The sequence below is a fragment of the Kitasatospora sp. NPDC059648 genome (genome assembly GCF_042734825.1).
In the GTDB taxonomy this organism is placed as follows: domain Bacteria; phylum Actinomycetota; class Actinomycetes; order Streptomycetales; family Streptomycetaceae; genus Kitasatospora.
Genome location: NZ_JBHWDU010000046.1, coordinates 45,759 through 62,830, shown reverse-complemented (window position 1 = coordinate 62,830; position 17,072 = coordinate 45,759). Strand labels below are relative to the sequence as shown.

The 17,072-nt window shown below is 73.6% G+C and carries 12 protein-coding genes; 7 read left to right on the top strand and 5 right to left on the bottom strand.

Translation table 11 applies throughout. From position 1 onward, the window contains the following. The 4 genes from ACFV1W_RS24770 to ACFV1W_RS24755 all read left to right on the top strand — a co-directional run. Positions 1-2,306, top strand: a 2,306-nt coding sequence (locus tag ACFV1W_RS24770) for an amino acid adenylation domain-containing protein (RefSeq protein ID WP_380419418.1), incomplete at its 5' end; no start/stop codon positions are given. Continuing rightward, positions 2,293-3,987 carry a phytoene desaturase family protein gene (locus ACFV1W_RS24765; RefSeq protein WP_380419417.1) on the top strand — a complete coding sequence of 565 codons (1,695 nt, stop codon included), beginning with the start codon at positions 2,293-2,295 and terminating at the stop codon, positions 3,985-3,987. The genes ACFV1W_RS24770 and ACFV1W_RS24765, both read left to right, overlap by 14 nt. Positions 3,988-4,001: 14 nt before the next feature. Next, positions 4,002-5,666: a phytoene desaturase family protein gene (locus ACFV1W_RS24760; RefSeq protein WP_380419422.1), complete on the top strand. Its 1,665-nt coding sequence runs from the start codon at positions 4,002-4,004 to the stop codon at positions 5,664-5,666. Continuing rightward, positions 5,663-6,730, top strand: coding sequence for a zinc-binding dehydrogenase (locus ACFV1W_RS24755; RefSeq protein WP_380419416.1), 1,068 nt, complete (start codon positions 5,663-5,665; stop codon positions 6,728-6,730). Before ACFV1W_RS24760 ends, ACFV1W_RS24755 begins: the two co-directional genes overlap by 4 nt. A 99-nt stretch (positions 6,731-6,829) precedes the next feature. Here the strand turns inward: ACFV1W_RS24755 and ACFV1W_RS24750 are convergent, their stop codons facing one another. Together ACFV1W_RS24750 and ACFV1W_RS24745 are read right to left on the bottom strand one after the other, a co-directional pair. Then, positions 6,830-8,185 (bottom strand): hypothetical protein, encoded by a 1,356-nt coding sequence (locus ACFV1W_RS24750; RefSeq protein ID WP_380419421.1) that lies wholly within the window; start codon positions 8,183-8,185, stop codon positions 6,830-6,832. A 164-nt stretch (positions 8,186-8,349) separates the two neighbouring features. Further along, positions 8,350-9,567: a pyridoxal-phosphate dependent enzyme gene (locus ACFV1W_RS24745; RefSeq protein ID WP_380419415.1), complete on the bottom strand. Its 1,218-nt coding sequence runs from the start codon at positions 9,565-9,567 to the stop codon at positions 8,350-8,352. Between the two features lie 236 nt (positions 9,568-9,803). Here ACFV1W_RS24745 and ACFV1W_RS24740 point away from each other — a divergent pair, with 236 nt between their 5' ends. After that, positions 9,804-10,106, top strand: a complete 303-nt coding sequence (locus tag ACFV1W_RS24740) for a hypothetical protein (protein WP_380419414.1) — start codon at positions 9,804-9,806, stop codon at positions 10,104-10,106. A 46-nt stretch (positions 10,107-10,152) separates the two neighbouring features. Here ACFV1W_RS24740 and ACFV1W_RS24735 read toward each other — a convergent pair whose 3' ends face one another. Then, positions 10,153-12,957, bottom strand: a complete 2,805-nt coding sequence (locus ACFV1W_RS24735; RefSeq protein ID WP_380419413.1) for a penicillin acylase family protein — start codon at positions 12,955-12,957, stop codon at positions 10,153-10,155. Between the two features lie 212 nt (positions 12,958-13,169). On the opposite strand from ACFV1W_RS24735, the gene ACFV1W_RS24730 reads away from it, so the two are divergent. Beyond that, entirely contained in the window at positions 13,170-14,399 is a 1,230-nt protein-coding gene (locus ACFV1W_RS24730; protein WP_380419412.1) for an SUKH-4 family immunity protein, read from the top strand. A 62-nt stretch (positions 14,400-14,461) separates the two neighbouring features. Next, positions 14,462-15,160: a hypothetical protein gene (locus tag ACFV1W_RS24725; protein ID WP_380419420.1), complete on the top strand. Its 699-nt coding sequence runs from the start codon at positions 14,462-14,464 to the stop codon at positions 15,158-15,160. Between the two features lie 172 nt (positions 15,161-15,332). Here ACFV1W_RS24725 and ACFV1W_RS24720 read toward each other — a convergent pair whose 3' ends face one another. Beyond that, the gene (locus ACFV1W_RS24720; RefSeq protein WP_380419411.1) at positions 15,333-15,731 is read right to left on the bottom strand and encodes a hypothetical protein; all 399 of its coding nucleotides are present in this window, start codon (positions 15,729-15,731) and stop codon (positions 15,333-15,335) included. 284 nt (positions 15,732-16,015) lie between these two features. Further along, entirely contained in the window at positions 16,016-17,029 is a 1,014-nt protein-coding gene (locus ACFV1W_RS24715; protein WP_380419410.1) for a zinc-binding dehydrogenase, read from the bottom strand. Between the last annotated feature and the right edge of the window lie 43 nt (positions 17,030-17,072).

The window sequence follows — 17,072 nt, the reverse complement described above, 5'->3', positions numbered from 1 at the left end:
GCCTGGAGAAGTCGCCCGAACTGATCACCACTCTGCTGGCCGTATGGCGGGCCGGCGCCGCCTACCTGCCGCTCGACCCCGGGCACCCGGCCGACCGACTCGCGTACCAGGTCGCCGACGCGGGGGCGGCCCTGGTGGTGGTGGACGAGCGGCGCCCCGCCCCGGCCGAACTCCCCGCCCCGCTGGTCACCCTGGAGGAGCTGGACCGGCCGGCGGCCGGGGCCGGACCGCTGCCCGCCGCCGACCCGGACCGGCCCGCCTACGTGATCCACACCTCCGGCTCCACCGGCCGCCCCAAGGGCGTACGGGTCGACCACCGCAACCTGGCCGCCGTGACGGCCGGCTGGCGGGCCGAGTACCGGCTGGACACCGAGGCCCGGACGCACCTGCAGATGGCCGGGACCGCCTTCGACGTGTTCACCGGCGACCTCGCCCGGGCGCTCGGCACCGGCGGCACCCTCGTCCTGGTCGACCGCGAACTGCTCTTCGACACCGCCCGGCTGTACCGGGTGATGCGCGAGGAGGCCGTGGACTGCGGCGAGTTCGTGCCCGCCGTGGCCCGCGCCCTGCTGGCCCACTGCGAACGCGAGGGCCTCCGGCTGGACTTCCTGCGCCTGCTGGTCGTCGGCTCCGACTCCTGGAAGGCCGCCGAGCACCAGCGGCTGCGCGCCCTCTGCGGTCCGGCGACCAGGCTGGTCAACTCCTACGGCCTGACCGAGGCCACCGTGGACAGCAGCTACTACGAGGGCGCCGCCGAGGCGCTGGAACCCGGCCGGATGGTCCCGATCGGGCGGCCCTTCCCGAACAGCGCGCTGTACATCCTCGACCGCTACGGCGAGCCCGTGCCCGCCGGGGTGCCCGGCGAGCTGTGGATCGGCGGCGCGGGCGTCGCGGCCGGTTACCCGAACGACCCGGAGCAGACCGAACGGCGCTTCCGCACGCTCGACCTGGACGGCACCACCACCCGGCTCTACCGCACCGGCGACCTCGGCCACTGGGACGCCGACGGCACCGCGCACCTGCTCGGCCGGATCGACAACCAGGTCAAGGTGCGCGGCCACCGGATCGAACCGGGTGAGATCGAGGCCCACCTCACCGCCCGTCCCGACATCGCGCAAGCCTGTGTGGCCGTCCGCCATGACGCCACCGGCGAAACGGTACTGGCCGCCTACCTGGTGCCGGTCGACGGCGTCCGGCTGGACCGCCGCGAACTGCGCCGCCACCTCGCCGAGCACCTGCCCACCGTGATGATCCCCTCCTACCTCACCGAACTGGCCGCCCTGCCGCTCACCCCCAACGGCAAGGTCGACCTGGCCGCGCTGCCCGCCCCCGAGGCCGAAACCGGTGGCGAGCGGCCCGAACCGCCCGTCACCCTCTACGAGAAGCGGGTCGCCGAGCACTGGTGCAAGCTCCTCGGCCTGGCCGAGGTCGGCCTCCAGCACGACTTCTTCGAGCTCGGCGGCAGCTCCATCCGGCTGATCGAACTGATCCACCACCTGCAGACCGAGTTCGCGATCAGCATCCCCGTCGGCCAGCTGTTCAAGGTCACCACCCTGCACGGGATGGCCCGCACCGTCGAGCAGATCGTCACCGGCGAGCTGGCCGGGGCCCAGCCCCACCTGTGGTTCAACCCCGCCGCGCCACAGGACCGCACGGTGTTCTGCTTCCCGCCGACCGGCGGCCACGGCCTGGTCTACCGGCAGCTCGCCGCCCACCTGCCCGAGCACCGGATCGCCGCCTTCAACTACCTGACCGGCGACGACAAGACCGCCCGCTACGCCGACCAGGTCGAGGCACTCCACCCGGGCGGGCCGTACCTGCTGCTCGGCTACTCGCTCGGCGGCAACCTCGCCTTCGAGGTGGCCAAGGAGCTGGAGCGGCGCGGCCGCACCGTCACCTCGGTGCTGCTGCTCGACGCCTACCGGTCGCCGGAGGCCTTCGACCTCGGCGAGGAGCACGTGGCCGTGTTCGAGCGCGAGCTCCAGGAGCACCTGCACCGGCACACCGGCTCACGGATCGTCGCCCGCGAGACCCTCGAACAGGCCCGTGACTACCTGGAGTTCTGCAGTCGTACCCCCAACACCGGTACCGTACGGGCCCAGCTGGACGTGGTCTGCGAACGCGAGCGCCTCGCCGTGCACGTCGGGGACGAGCCGGGCTCCTGGCACGGCGCCTCCACCACCGGCACCGCCGTGTACGCCGGCCACGGCGGCCACGCCGAGATGCTCGACGGCGAGTTCGCCGCCCGCAACGCCGAACTGGCGTCCGCGATCCTGGCCGGAGGCACCACCGATGGCCGGGGCTGACCGCGGGCCGGACTGGTCCGCCCGTCGGCGGCCGGCCGGCGGCCGGCCCAGGGTGATCGTGATCGGGGCCGGTCTGGCCGGCCTCGCCACCGGCTGCTACGCCCAGATGAGCGGGCTGGAGACCCGGATCTTCGAGAAGCACGTGCTTCCCGGCGGCTGCTGCACCGCCTGGTCCCGGCACGGCTACCTGTTCGACTACTGCATCGACTGGTTGATCGGCACCGCCGAGGGCACCGGCGCCCACCAGGTCTGGCGCGAACTCGGCGCGCTGGACGGCAAGTCGGTGACCCACTTCGACACCTTCAACCGGGTCGTCGACGAACACGGCCGGTCCGTCACCTTCCACACCGACCCGGACCGGCTGGAGGCCCACCTGCTGGCCCTCGCCCCCGGCGACGCGGTGCCGATCCGGGCATTCTGCCGGGACCTCCGCCGCTTCGCCGCGATCGACCTGCCCTGGGACCTCACCCCGCCGCCGCTGCGGACCACCCGCGAACGGCTGCGGACCCTGCGCGCCGTACTGCCCGCCTTCCGGCTGTTCTGGCGCACCGCGACCACCCCGATGAGCGGCTTCGCCGAGCGCTTCCAGGATCCGCTGCTGCGGCGGGCCTTCCCCACCATGTTCCTCCAGGAGCCGGCCGGCTTCCCGCTGCTGCCGTACCTGTACACCCTGGCCGCCGCCCACACCGGCAACGCGGGCTTCCCGCAAGGGGGTTCGCTCGGACTGGCCCGCTCGGTGGAGGCCCGGTACACCTCCCTCGGCGGGGTGATCGGCTACCGCTGCCGGGCCGACCGGGTCCTGGTGGAGGACGGCCGCGCCATCGGCGTCGAACTGCGCGACGGCACACGGCACTTCGCCGACCACGTGGTGGCCGCCTGCGACGGCCCGACGGTGCTCGACCGGCTGCTGCGGGGCCGTTACTCCAGCCCCGCCACCGACCGGCTGTACGGCGAACTGCTGGAGAAGCCCGGCAACCTCTACCCGGCCGTGGTCTCCGCCTTCGTCGGGCTGGACGGCCCGCTGCCGCCGGGCGAACCGCACTGCACCACCTACCTGCTGGCGCCCGGGGACGCCGGGCGGCTGCCCGGCTCGCTCCAGCACAGCCTGGTGGTGCAACTGCGCTCCGCCTACGCGGAGGGCTTCGCCCCGCCCGGCAAGTCGGTGCTGCACTGCACCTACTTCAGCGACTACCGCTCCTGGAAGGAGCTGCGGATCCGCGACCGCCGGGCCTACCGGGCACGCAAGCAGCAAGTCGCCTCCTTCGTCCGGGAGTTCCTGGAACGGATCCACCCCGGGATCGGCCCGCGGATCGAACTGGTCGACGTCGCCTCCCCGGTGACCACCGAGCGGTTCACCGGCAACACCCGCGGCAGCATCCTCGCCTGGCAGGCCTTCTCCGAGGCCGAGGACACCGCCAACCGGCTGGTCAACCGGGACCGGATGCGGCTGCCCGGGCTCAGCGGCTTCTCCATGGCCGGGCAGTGGGCCTCGCTCGGCGGGCTGATCCGGGCCGCCACCAGCGGCCGGTACGCGGCGCAGTACCTCTGCCGGGAGCTCGGCCGGCCGTTCCGGGCCTGGCCCAGCGACAACCGGGAACCGTGGCACCCGGGCAAGTGGGGCCACCTGCCGCAACTCGACCGGGTCACCGTCGGGGCGCCGGAGGCGGGAGAGAGCGAATGAACCCCAGGCAGAGCATGGTCATCATCGGCGGCGGGCTCGGCGGCCTGTCCACCGGCTGCTACGCGCAGATGAACGGCTACCGCACCCGGATCCTGGAGATGCACGAGCTGCCCGGCGGGTGCTGCACCGCCTGGGACCGAGGCGAGTTCACCTTCGACTGCTGCATCAGCTGGCTGCTGGGCAGCGGGCCCGGCAACGAGATGCACCGGATCTGGCTCGAACTCGGCGCGCTGCAGGGCAAGCGGATGCGAAACTTCGACGTCTTCAACGTGGTGCGCACCCGGGACGGCCAGGCGGTCTACTTCTACTCCGACCCGGACCGGCTGGAGGCGCACCTGCTGGACCTCGCCCCCGAGGACGCCCGGCGGATCCGCCAGTTCTGCGACGGCCTGCGCAAGTTCCGCCGCGCGCTGGCCCGTTACCCGTTCCTCAAGCCGGTCGGGCTGATGGGGCGCTGGGAGCGCTGGCGGATGCTCGCCTCCTTCCTGCCGTACTTCAACGTGATCCGGCGCTCGATCTCGGTGCTGATGAGCGACTACTCGGCGCGGTTCCGCAGCCCGCTGCTGCGCGAGGCCTTCAACTTCGTGCTGTACGAGAAGCACCCCAACTTCCCGGTGCTTCCCACGTACTTCCAACTCGCCTCGCACGCTGGCCAGTCGGCCGGGGTGCCGGAGGGCGGCTCGCTCGGCCTGGCCCGTTCGATCGAGGAGCGCTACCGGCGGCTCGGCGGCGAGATCACCTACAACGCCAAGGTGACCGAGGTCCTGGTGGAGCGGGACACCGCCGTCGGGGTGCGGCTGAGCGACGGGCGGGAGGTGCGCGCCGACATCGTGGTGGCCGCCTGCGACGGCCGCACCACGATGATGGACCTGCTCAAGGGCCGCTACCTGAACGACACCTACCACCGGCTCTACACCAGGACGCTGACCGAACCGGGCATGGTCTTCCCCGGCTACGTGACCGTCTTCCTCGGCCTGCGCCGCCCCTTCCCGGCGGGCGACCCGTGCACCACCTACCTGCTGGAGGAGGACTTCGCGGCGCGGCTCACCGGCATCCGCCACCCCAGCATCAACATCCAGTTCCGCAGCCGCCACTACCCGGAGCTGTCGCCCGCCGCGACCACGGTCGTCTACGCCAGCTACTTCTGCGACATCGCCCCCTGGCGGCAGCTGAGCACCGGCCCCGAACAGGCGCCCCGGCTGCGGCGCGGGGAGGAGCTGCACACCCTGCCGGTCGGCCGGGGCCGGGAGTACCAGCGGGAGAAGCGCCGGGTGCGCGACGCAGTGATCGAGTTCCTGGACGGCCACCACCCCGGCCTGCGGGAGGCGGTGGCCGTCCGGGACGTCTCCACCCCGCTCACCCAGGTCCGCTACACCGGCAACTACGACGGCACGGTGCTCGGTTGGCAGCCCTTCGTGGAGGGCGGCGAGACCCTGGAGGAGGAGATCAAGCGCAACGGCCCGGGGCTGCCGGGCCTGGCCAACTTCTACCTCTCCGGCGTCTGGGCGACCACCGGCGGACTGATCCGCGCGGCCGCCGCCGGCCGGCACGTCGTCCAGTTCGTCTGCCGCGACGACGGCCGGGCGTTCACCGCCGAGGTGGACGACTCCGCCCCGCCGCCCACCCTGATCACCGAACCGGTCGGCCCCGACGACCGGCAGTTTGGAGTCACCTCGTGAGTGATGTGGTTCGGATCGAGAAGTGGATCGTCCGCGAGCACGCGGACGGCGTTCCGGACGTGGACCGGATGTACCGCAAGGTCGTGGAGGAGGTGCCGGTCCGGCTTGCCGAGGACGAGATGCTGCTGCGCACCCGGTGGGTGTCGGTGGACCCGTACCTCCAGGGGATCGCGCTGGACACCCCGGTCGGCGACCACATGGGCGCCGACTCGATCATGGAGGTGGTGCAGGCCGGTCCCGCCGCGCGGTTCGCGGTCGGCGACCTGGTGCAGGGTTTCGGCGGCTGGCGCAGCCACGTGATCGGCAACGGCGGATCCCGGCTCTGGCAGACCGGCACCTTCCCGATGGTCTTCCCGGCCTACCGGCGGCTGGACCGCGCGGACTACGACGAGGCGCTGCCGGTCACCACGGCGCTCGGCCTGCTGGGCGGCCCGGGGATGACGGCCTGGGGGACGGTGGAGAAGTTCCTGGACGTCCGCCCCGGCCAGACGGTGCTGGTCAGCGGGGCCAGTGGGGCGGTCGGCTCGGTGGTCGGCCAGCTCGCCAAGCTCCGGGGTGCCAGGGTCATCGGTACGACGGCGACCCCGGCCAAGGCCGAGTGGCTGGCGGAGCTGGGCTTCGACGCGGTGCTGAACTACCGCGACGGCGACGACCCGGAACGGCTGGCGAAGGAGCTGGCCGACCTCGTCCCGGACGGCGTGGACCGCTACTTCGACAGTCTGGGCGGCACGCTCACCGACGCGGTCTTCGGGATGCTCGCGGTGGACAGCCGGGTGGCGGTCTGCTGGCAGTGGGGGAGCCAGGTGGGCGGCGAGTGGGCGGGCCCCCGGCTACTGCCGATGATCATGTTCCCGCGCACCCTGATCCGCGGGATCTTCGCGTTGGAGTGGTTCACCGAGGAGAACTGGTCCGCACTGCGGCGGGACCTCGGCGCCCTGGTGCGCAGCGGGGACCTGCGCTACCGGCAGACCGTCCACCGGGGGTTCGACAGCATCCCGGCGGCCTACCGCAGCCTCTACACCGACCGGTCGGCGAACCGGGGGAAGGTGCTGGTCGAGCTGTGAGCGCCGGGGTGGTCGGGCGGTGGGCGCGGACGGCGGCGTGAGCCCGTGGCCGTGGGTGCGGGCCCCTCGGCCTGGTGGAGCCGAGGGGCCGGTTCGGGGTCAGCCCAGCGTGAACCAGGTGCTGCGCGACTTCTTCCACTCCGGGTGGGTGAGGTCCTTGGCGTCGGTGCCGTCGCCGTAGAGGTCGGCGGAGCCGTTGTCGGTGATCAGCTGGGCGCGGGCGCCGGGGGCGTCCAGGTCCGGCACGTCCGGGACGGCCTCCCAGGCGCCGGCGTCGCTGGTCGGCAGGTCGGTCAGCTTGACGGGGGCGGAGGCCGGCCGGCCGTCCCAGCGGTAGAGCGCGTACGGGGCGGAGTTGTCCTCGGCCGCCCAGGAACCGGCGACGATCAGGTACTGACCGAGCGCGTTGCGGCGCAGGTCGCGGACGGACAGCCCCCCGAGGTCCAGCTCGACCGGCTCGCCGATGGTCGCGTGCGCGGCCGAACCGTCCAGCAGTGCCGGGAAGTTGGTGACCGGAACCAGCAGCGCCCGGCCGCCGGGGACGGCCGGGGCGAGCGGCGCGCGGAACCCGATGTAGGCGGTGGTGCTGCTCCCCGGGGCGAACTCCAGGCCCTCGACGTTGAATCCGTCGATCTGCTTGGGCGCCTGCCCGTCCGCGGCGCCGGCCGCGAAGCCGTAGCGGTCGCCGTGGGCGGAGTCCCAGGCGATCAGGTCGTCGCGCAGGCCGTGGTACGAACCCACCAGCGAGAGCTGGGTGTCGGCGCCGGAGCCGGTCACCCTGGTGGCGAACTGGGTCTGCCGGTCGGGCTTGACCTTGCCGTCCTTGTTGTTGCCGAGCGAGCCGGTCCAGTAGATCGTGTCGCCGACCCGGGCGGCGGCCTCGATGTCGATCTCCCGGTCGACGCCCAGCGCGCTGCTGAAGTCCCAGGTCCGCACCGGGGCACCGGAGTTGTCGCGGTTGTACAGCCGCAGCGTGTTGGTCTCGTCGTCGCCGACCACGATGTAGCCGCCGCCCGCGTCCACCGCCGCCGAGGCGTCGCTGGCGCCGGTCAGGCAGCGGCTCGCGGCGGCGTCCCGGACGGCGGCGGAGGCGGCGTAGTGCAGCGTGCGGGTGGCGGTCCTGCCGCCCAGGCCGGTGACCTTGACGGTCAGGTCGGTGTAGCCGACGCCCTGGGCGGCGACCGCCAGGGTGCGGCTGCCGCCGCTGCCGGTCACCGTGACGTCGCCGGGGCGCGCCACGCTGCTGCGGGTGCTGGCCGAGGCGGCGACGGTCAACGCCGAGGCGGGGGCGCCGCTCTGGGCGACCGTGATCCCGACCGTCGGGTCGCCGACGGCGCCGACCGCGCCGGACAGGTAGCCCGCCGAGAGGGTGATCGTCGGGGTGCCGTACGAGGCCGCGGCGGACGGCACCGCCGGGAGCGCGAGCACGGGCACCGCCGCGACGGCGACGGCCAGCGGCAACAGACGACGGGAGGAGCTGATCACGGTGACGGCCCTTCGACGCGGGGGAGTTGGGGCGGAGCCAGTCTGCGGTGCGTGAGCGAACACCGACCCTGCGTCAGCGAACGGCGCGACGAACAGCAGGCTGCCGGAAGCGGTTCCCGTCCTCCCGCCCTCGGTCAGCCGGTGATCCCCGCCGCGCGCAGCCGACGCTCGACCTCTTCCCAGGTCGGGACGGCCGGGGCGGTCCGGTGGGAGCCCATCCCCTTGTCCTTGAAACCGCTGGAGGTGGAGACGCACACCACCGGGCCGTCGTCCGGCGCGTGGGCGCCCAGGCTGCGCAGCCCGGCCAGACCGGCCGCCGCGGACAGTTCGGCCCACAGCCCGGCGCGGGCCAGCTCGGCCTGGGCGTCAGCGAGTTGACGGTCGTCCACGGTCAGCGGGCGGCCGCCGCTCTCGCGCACCGCCAGCACGCCCCGGTAGCCGCTGACCGGCGAGGCGATCGAGTACGCCTCGCTCGCGCCGACCGTCACGTGCGCGGCCGGCGCGCCCTCGGCGAACGCCCGGCGCAGCGCGCCGGAGGCCGCGGACTCGCAGGCGTACACCCGTGGCACCCGGTCGGCCAGGCCCAGTCGGCGCAGCTCCTCGAATCCCTTCCAGACGCCGAAGAGCAGTTCCCCGTACCCGGTCGGGACGAACACCGCGCTCGGCACGCCGACGTCCTGGAAGATCTCGTACGCCACGGTCTTGTAGCCCTCGGGGCCGTACGCGTGGCCGGTGTGGGTGGTGGTCAGGTTGCTGACCGGGTGCAGCCCGAGCCGCTCCACCACCTGGCGAAGCAGCGGCCAGCGGGCCTCCCACGGCACGGGCAGGACGACGGCGCCGTAGGCGTTGAGGAAGGCGTCCACGGCGGGCGGCGTGTCCGGGCCGGTGAACACCACGCAGGGGAGCCCGGCGCGGGCGGCGTAGGCGGCGGCCGAGGCGCCGTGGTTGCCCGAGGACGCCACCGCGATGCCCGGGGCGCCGGCGCCGACGGCGGCACCGGTGGTGCAGCGGTTCAGCCGGTCCTTGTGGCTCCAGGTGGGGTTGCGGGACTCGTCCTTGACGTACACGCCCGACTCGATCTCGACCAGCGGGGTGGCGCCCTCGCCGAGGCCGGGCGCGTGCAGCGGCGGCAGCAGCGGAGCCCAGCGCTCCAGGCCGCCGCGGGCCCGCACGGGGGCGAACAGGGCGGCCGGGTCCACCTTGTCGTAGGCGTAGTCGACCTCGACGGGGTAGGAGACGTCCTCGGTGCTGGTGCGCGGGCAGCCCGAGGTCAACGGGGGCCAGAGGGGGAAGTCGAGGGCGGGGTCGCCGAGCGAGCGCTGTCCGGTCGCGAGGGAGTCGTCTGTTGCCATGTAAGCAGCCTAAGGGGGTTTCAGGTGCTACAGGGTCGATTTCCGAATCCTCGGTTCCGGCTGGTGGCGGAAGCGCTGCTCCGCTCCTGGTTCCGGCCGTTCCGGCGGACGGCGGAGATGTCGAACCCGGGTCGCGCCGGGGCTCGCCGTATCGTGCCGTCCGTCGGGTGTGGCGGGGGCGGCAGGGTGGGAAGGCTGGCCGGAACACCTGGGGGTCGGACGGGAGTGGAGGCGCGATGGACAGCGGAATGCGGGAGATGGTCGACGCGGTCGAGGAGGCGCGGCGGCAGCTGCGGGAGAACGCGCTGCCGAAGGCGCGGGACAGGGGGAGGGAGCCTGTTCCGCCCGCCGACGAAGCTCGGCTGGTGGGGGCCCTTGCGGCCTTGGTGGAGAGCGCGGCTGACCTGGCCGGTGCGATCTGTGAACGAATGACGACTCCGGACACTCGTAGGACGTACTTCCGGGCCGGCGACCGGTTGCGCCGTGAGGCGCGAAACCTCGCGGGTGACGAGAAGGACGTCGTCGGGCGAGCGCAGTGACGGCCCGCCGGTGCCCCCGCGAGGGGGCACCGGCGAGCCGCGCCGCTCAGCGGTGGCCGGAGAACTGCACCACCTGCTGGTAGGTCGGACGGTTCTGCCAGGTGGTCTTGGAGTCCGTCACCCCGCCCAGCGGGCGCTGGATGACGGTGTCGGCGCACCACTGGTCGCCCGCCGCGCAGTCCGCGTCGCCCGGGTAGACCTGGGCGGAGGTGCGGGCGGCGGCCTGGCTCAGGGTGGTGAGCAGGACGTTCCGGCAGGCCGTGAGGTCGCCGCCGCCGCAGAAGGGGCGGCCCAGCGGTCCGGCGACCGGGTCGCCGAGGACGGACCGCAGGTCCTTGTCCAGATAGCTCCACCAGCCGTACTGGAAGGCCGAACCCTTGTGCGGGATCGACTCGTTGGCGCTGACCGGGCCGCCGGCGGAGGCGCCGGTCTGACCGCCCGACGGCGACTCGTTGATCTGCAGCGCGCCGGTCAGGGCGGTGAACAGCTGGTCGCCGAGGCCGGGCCGCATCACGCCGTCGGCGAGCAGCGGCCACCAGGCGTCCAGCACCCGGATCGCGGTCGCGTCCGCGTAGCCGTGGCTGCCGGGTGAGGTCTCCTTCCGCTGGGCGCCGTCGGCGAGCCAGGCCTCCAGCTGCTGGAGGGCGGTGGCGGCCGCCGGGTCGGTGACCGGTGCACTGCGCAGCACCCGGATCAGGTCGGGCAGCACGTCCTCGGCCCGCAGATCGGCCAGCGCGGCGCTCTCCATGGCCTGGGTGAGCGAGACCCTGCCGACCTTGCCGCCGCCCCGCAGCAGCGCCTTGACCCGGTCGTCGAGCAGGTTGGCGCGGTGCACCGAGCCGTTGCCGAAGCCCGCGGCGGTGTAGCCGTCCGCCTGCTTGTTGTTCCAGGAGACGTAGTAGTCCTGGTTCACGGACTGCGGGTGCTCGGCCGGCGGGGTGTACCGGGCGGTGTTGGTGGCGGGGTCGAAGCCGGCCCACTCGTACGCGGGTCGGGCGAGCACGGGCAGCCCCGGGTCCACGCCGGCGGCGCGGACCGGGTTGCTGCCGGAGTTGTAGTACGCGATGTCGCGGGAGTCGGCGTAGAACCAGTTGAAGGTGTAGTTGATGTCCTGCGCCGCCCGCTGGAAGCTCGTTGCGTCGTGCACCGCGCCGGGGTCGTTCAGCTCCTGGAAGCCGATGATGGAATCGGCCTCGTGCCGGTAGGTGGAGCGCAGCGAGGTGAAGGCGACGGGGGCGCCGCCGACGGTGCCGCGGGCCGTCACCAGCCCGTAGTCGGAGCGGTACATCACCAGGGTGTACGAGCCGGCCGGCGTGGAGTCGGCGGTGGTCGGACTCCACGCGTCCTTCCGTTCCAGTCGGTCGAACGGCAGGCAACTGCCGTGCCAGCGGTAGGAGTTGGCGGCGGTGGTGACCGGCGAGCCGTCCGTGGTGCAGAGCGGGACGGCGTAGGTGTCGGTGATGTCCTGGCCGGCCGAGGTGGCGCTCCAGGCGTAGTCCTGGCCGCGGCCGAGCTGCACGTAGAAGCTGAGACCCGCGAAGGCCGCGCCGCGGGCGCTGATCCCCGGGCCCTGGAGCTCCTCCAGCATCAGCAACTGCGGCGCGAAGTACCCGGTCTGCGGGCCGAACACGGCGACGGGGTGGCCGTCGTCGGTGTGCGCGCCGGACACCAGCAGGGCGTTGGACATGCCGTGCTTGGCGGTCAGCAGGTTGCCGGGCAGGACGCCGTTCGCCTTCGTGGTCGCGGTGTTCGCCGAGCCGGTGGCGTCGTAGATCATCCGCTCGGGCACCAGCGAGCCGGGGTCGGGCAGTGCCTGGCCCTGCGGGTCGTCGGGCACGGTCGCGTACGGGAAGCTCTGCCCGTCGTGCAGGGTCCGTACGGCCTCCGGGTCGTCGGCCTCGCGCAGCGACCGCCACACCGCGTCCCCGGTGTCCTTGCCGTAGCGGGCCTCGGCGGCCGACTTGACCTGGGCGGACGCGAGTTCACCGCCGCCGCCGGAGCCGAACAGCGCGCCGACCACGGAGGCCAGGGCGACCAGGTCGGTGAGCTTGAAGGGCGCGATCGAACCGGCGTTGGTGATCGGGTCGATGTGCCCGGTCAGGTCGTACTCGCCGGGGAAGGTACGGCCGTTGTAGGCCTCCGTGACGTACTGGTTGATGCCGTCCAGGTAGGCGTTGGCGTCGGCGAGCGCCTGGGTGGCCCGGCCGCCGCGGGCGGCGAGCGCGTCGATCTGCTGCTGCAACTCGGCCTCGGTGTACGGCGCGGCCTGCCAGAAGCTCTGCTCCAGCTGCCGGTTGGCGGCCGCGCCGCCCGCGAAGCCGGACAGCTCGCCGCGGCCGACGTGCCGGAACAGGTCCATCACCCAGAGCCGGTCCTGCGCGGCGGCGTAGCCCGCGCCGAACTCGGTCCCGTACCGGGTGGTGCCGGTGATGTGCGGCACGCCGGTGGCCTTGTCGCGCACGATCGTCACGTCGGGACGCGGAGCGGCGGTACTGGCCACCTGGTCGGCGGGCACCCCGAAGGACGCGTCGTTGAAGAAGTTCCGCAACCCGGCCTCGGTGAGCCCGGGGTACCCGGAGGCGAGCGCGGCGTACGGCCCGAGCTGGTCGTCGGTGTGCGCGGGACGGCTGCCGAACATCCGGTTCAGCAGGATCTCGGCGAGTGTGGCGTTGCCGTTCTCGCCGGGCGGGAGGATGTCGGTGCAGCGGCCGCCGCAGTAGTCGGGCGCGGCCGTTGCGCGGGGGGAGGGGGCGGCGGTGGCCGGTGCGGCCAGGGCGGCGGTGACGAACAGGGCCGACGCGAGGGCGACGGCGGCGGACCGGAGGCGGTGGGGGCGTGTGCGTGGGCGCAAGGCGAGCTCCTCCGTCGAAGCCACGGGGAGTCGACGGTAGGGGCGCTACTGGACGGTTGGCTAGTGGCGTGCATGCCATTTCGGTGCACGGCCGCCGGGAACTGACGGTTCGTGGACCGGGGGACCGGGGCCGGTTGTCAGTACGGTCGGCTATGGTCGCTCGCGTCGGTGGAAGATCGTCCGTCGTGGGGCGGCGGGTCAGGGGGCGTGCGGTGACGGGGACTGGTGTGGAGGCCGGGCGGCTTCGGGTGGTGCCCGAGGGGGTCACGCACGGGCCGAGCCGGGAGCTGCTCGCGGCCGGGGAGCTGTGCTGGTCGTACGCGTACCTGGACCTGGAGGCCTCGGGGGACGAGCCGCTGCAGTCCGCGAACTCCTGGTACGAGCGGCAGGGAGTTCGGGGCACCGAGGGGCTCTACGTGCTGGGCGAGGCACGGTACGGGGCCTTCGAGGGGCCGGTCACCGTGCTGCTGGACGGTGCGAGCGGTGAGGTCTTCCTCGCCCGGCCGGACGATGACGACGTGCTCCAGCGGGATCTGCTGGCCAGCAGCCCGCAGTGCCTGATCGCGCTGGCGGCGGAGATCGAGGCGGTGAGCGCGGCCGCCACCGGTGAGCACGGCCTGGCGGAGGGCGAGGTGCGGCCGTACGGCCCGGCGGCCGTCACCGAGGTGCAGCAGCTGGTGCGGCAGCTGCTGCGCGAGGCGGACCCGGAGCTGTTCCGCCGGACGGACGACCGGCCCGCGCACTGGGAGACGGCGCTGACGGTCCGTGCCCTCGGCTGGGGCGCCCGGGCGGGTGGGCCGGGCGAGCTGGCGTACGCGGTCCCCGCGGCCCTGGTCGAGGACCTCGCGACGCTGAAGGGCGAGGGCGGCGTCCGGCGGTTCGAGGAGGCAGAGCTGCCCGCGGCCATCAGCCACGGTCCGACCCGCCGGCTGCTGCGCGAGGTCGGCCTGCCCGTCTCCGGCCGGTGCGTGCTTCGAGTCGACGCCGAGGGGGCGCTGCGCACCCTGGCGGAGGAGTACCCGGAGAACTTCGAGGGCGGGGAGGAGGGCGAGGACGAGGACGAGCTGTCGACCCGCCCGCAGCAGGGCGGGTTCCTGGTCGTCGGCGGCTGGATGTACGGCTTCGTGGTCGTGCTGGACGGGGCCACGGGGCGGGTCGAACTCCCCGATTCCTGGGACGACGGCGAGCCGGCCGCCTACCTGCACCGGGACCTGTCCGCCCTGCTGTACGTGCTGTGGACCTTCGAGCGCCTGCGGGCCGTGCGCCGCGGGACGGAGCGCCCGCGGAGGCACGGCCCGTGGTCGGTGTTCACGCCGTCCGAACTCCTCGACGGCGCGGCCGAGGCGGTGATGCGCGCCCTCGACCCGGAGGCGTTCGAGAGCGAGAGCCACTTCTGGCCGATACGGATCGACGACGGGCACATGGGCAGCCTGCTGGAGTAGCGGCGGGGTCAGGACGACGACCGGGGTGGGCGTTGAGCGGGAGCGGAGCCGTGCGGGCGTTGGTGGGGGTGGTGTGGCGGCGGAAGAAGCTGCTGCTGCTTCCCGGGATCACGGTGGCGGTGGTGGGCGGGGGCGCCGCGCTGGTGGTGCGGGCGGAGGTGTTGCTCGGCGGGAGCCTCGCGCTGGGCGTGGCGGGGCTGGTGGTGCTGTCGTTCCTTGCGGTGTTCGGCACTTCGGCCTTGCTCGTCGCCGCTGCCGACGCCCTGCGGGGGCGGCCGGTGGGGATCAGGGCCAGCTGCGGGCGGGTTGCGGGGCGGGTGCGGGTGATCGCCGGGTGGGCGCCGATCGGCCTGGTGCAGGTGCTCGGGGCGCTGTTGCTGGTCGGCATGGCGTGGGCGCTCGGGAACTACCTGGTGGTGCCGGCGCTGGTGCTCGACGGGGTCGGGGTACGCGAGGCGGTGCGGCGCTCGCGGGAGGTGTACCGGCGGGACCGCGCGGATCTCATGCGTGGCTCGACCTGGTTGGCCCTGCCGTTCCTGCTGACGTTCCTGCCTTCCGTGGTGCTGTTCGTCCTCGGGCTCGTGGCGACCGACCGGGGGCTCGGCACGTTAATGTCGGCCGCCGCGGCGCTGTGCCTGTGGGCGGGTACGACGGTGACGGCGAGTCTGTCCGGGGTGTTCCGGGCGCGGCTGTACCTGGAGTCGAAGGGGGCGGCCGCGGGGCCGGCGGGCCCGGTGCTGTACGTGTCGCCGGTGGAGTAGCGGGCCAGTGGTCTGCGCAGGTGCGGGCCCTGACGGTGGTGCGCTCTGTCCGCCCGGCCGCCGGTCCGGACCTGGATCGACGGCAGGGCGCGATGCGGGGCACGTTCGAGGTCGCGGGGGTCGGAGCCGGCCGGCTGCCCTCCTCGCGAGCGGGACGATCCGAAGGATCGGCCTAGTTGTAGTTCCCGCTGCAGGAGCTGACGGTCGTCTCGTCGTCGACACAGACCTGGTCCGTGAGGATGGCGCCGTTCGAGGCGTAGCCGTGCCACCACGTGGGCGTGTTGGCGGGCGAGGTCGACCACGCGGTGGACCAGCTGCTGGTCCAGTGATTGCCGCCGTCCTCGCTCTGGTAGATGGTGACCATGCACGTGGCGCCGTTGTGCGGCACGACGTAACCGGTCACCTGGTTGGCGTTGAAGAGGGTGTACCCGAAACAGTTCCCGGACCAGCCCTGCCAGTTGGCGCCGGATGCGGACGCGGTGCCGCCGGTCGCGCCGGTGGCGCTGGTGGCGAGCGCGAAGGCGCCGGCGGCGAGGGCGACGGTGCGCCGGGTCGCGCGGAGTCTGACCATGGGAGTGCCCCCCTGTGAGCGGGACGGCGGCCCCTCCATGGGGCCGCTCGACGTTCCCGATTGCTCGTTCGCATCGCAGTCTGCCCGTACCGGGTGGGGGCGGGAAGGACGTTGGGCGGACGTTCCCTCGACGCTTCGCCAACCGGTCCGGCACGGGGGAGGTGGCGGCCGAGCCGACGAGGACCGGGGGTTCGCCCGGGGAGGGCGGCGGCGCGGGGTCACGGCGGCCGGGTCGGTCGGGCCCCGGAGCCGAGCACCCGCCCGTGCTCCGGACACCGGCCGGGTCAGGGCTTGAGGACCAGGCGGATCGGGTTGCCCTCCTTGCGCTCCAGAGCCTCGACGGCGCGGGCGGCCTCGGCCAGCGGGAAGGTGCCGCTGACCGAGCGGGCGAAGTCCAGGCGGCCGCCGCGGACCAGGTTGACCAGGTCGATGACGTCCTGGCCGTCGGAGCCGTAGTGGCCGAGGATCTGCTGGCGCAGATAGCTGAGCCGGGTGCCGTCGGTGACGGTCAGCGGCTTGTCGGTGAGGCCGACGAGCACCAGACGGCCGCGCTCGCCGAGGGCGGCCATGGCCTGCTCGCGCACCGGGGCGACGCCCGCGAAGTCGAAGGCGGCGGCGAGCGGCCGGCCGCCGGTGGCCGCGCGCAGGTGTGCGGAGAACTGCGGGTCGGCCGGGTCCAGGGCTGCGTCGGCACCGAAGGCGCGGGCGCGTTCCCGGGCGGCCGGGAGCGGGTCCACGGCGACGATCGGGAAGGCGCCGATCGCGCGCAGCAGCTGGACGCCGTGGGCGCCGAGCCCGCCGACGCCCCAGACGCCGACGGCCTCGGCCGGGCGGACCGCTCCCGTCGTGGTGATGGCGGCCCAGGGGGTGGAGACCGCGTCGGGGAGGAAGCAGGCCTGCTCGAAGGGGAGCCCGTCCGGGATCGGCACCAGCGTCGTGGCGGTGGCGAGCGCGTACTCGGCCCAGCCGCCGTCGTAGTCCACGCCGCGGGTGAACACCCTGCCGTCGCGGCTCTCGCCGGCCTGCAGCAGGACCCGGTCGCCGACGGCGGCGCCGGTCACGCCCGCGCCGAGGGTGTGGACGGTGCCCGCCACCTCGTGGCCGAGGGTGACCTTGTCGCCCTTGAGGAGGAACGGCTTGAGCGTGCCGTCGATCAGGTGGACGTCGGAGAGGCACACGCCGGCGGCCTCGACCTTGATCAGCACCTCGCCCGGACCGGGCGCCGGGACGGGCACCTCCTCGACGGCGAACGCGCCCTTGGTGACGTCGAGGCGGCCCGCGAGCATGGTGGCGGTCATCGAGGTGTCCCTTCTGCCGGGGCGGCGGGGCCGGGGAGTGCCT

Bases quoted from the DNA above. Each gene is read 5' to 3' on its own strand.
- ACFV1W_RS24765 (WP_380419417.1), top strand. From the start codon at position 2,293: ATGGCCGGGGCTGACCGCGGGCCGGACTGGTCCGCCCGTCGGCGGCCG.
- ACFV1W_RS24760 (WP_380419422.1), top strand. From the start codon at position 4,002: ATGGTCATCATCGGCGGCGGGCTCGGCGGCCTGTCCACCGGCTGCTAC.
- ACFV1W_RS24745 (WP_380419415.1), bottom strand. From the start codon at position 9,567: ATGGCAACAGACGACTCCCTCGCGACCGGACAGCGCTCGCTCGGCGAC.
- ACFV1W_RS24740 (WP_380419414.1), top strand. From the start codon at position 9,804: ATGGACAGCGGAATGCGGGAGATGGTCGACGCGGTCGAGGAGGCGCGG.
- ACFV1W_RS24720 (WP_380419411.1), bottom strand. From the start codon at position 15,731: ATGGTCAGACTCCGCGCGACCCGGCGCACCGTCGCCCTCGCCGCCGGC.
- ACFV1W_RS24715 (WP_380419410.1), bottom strand. From the start codon at position 17,029: ATGACCGCCACCATGCTCGCGGGCCGCCTCGACGTCACCAAGGGCGCG.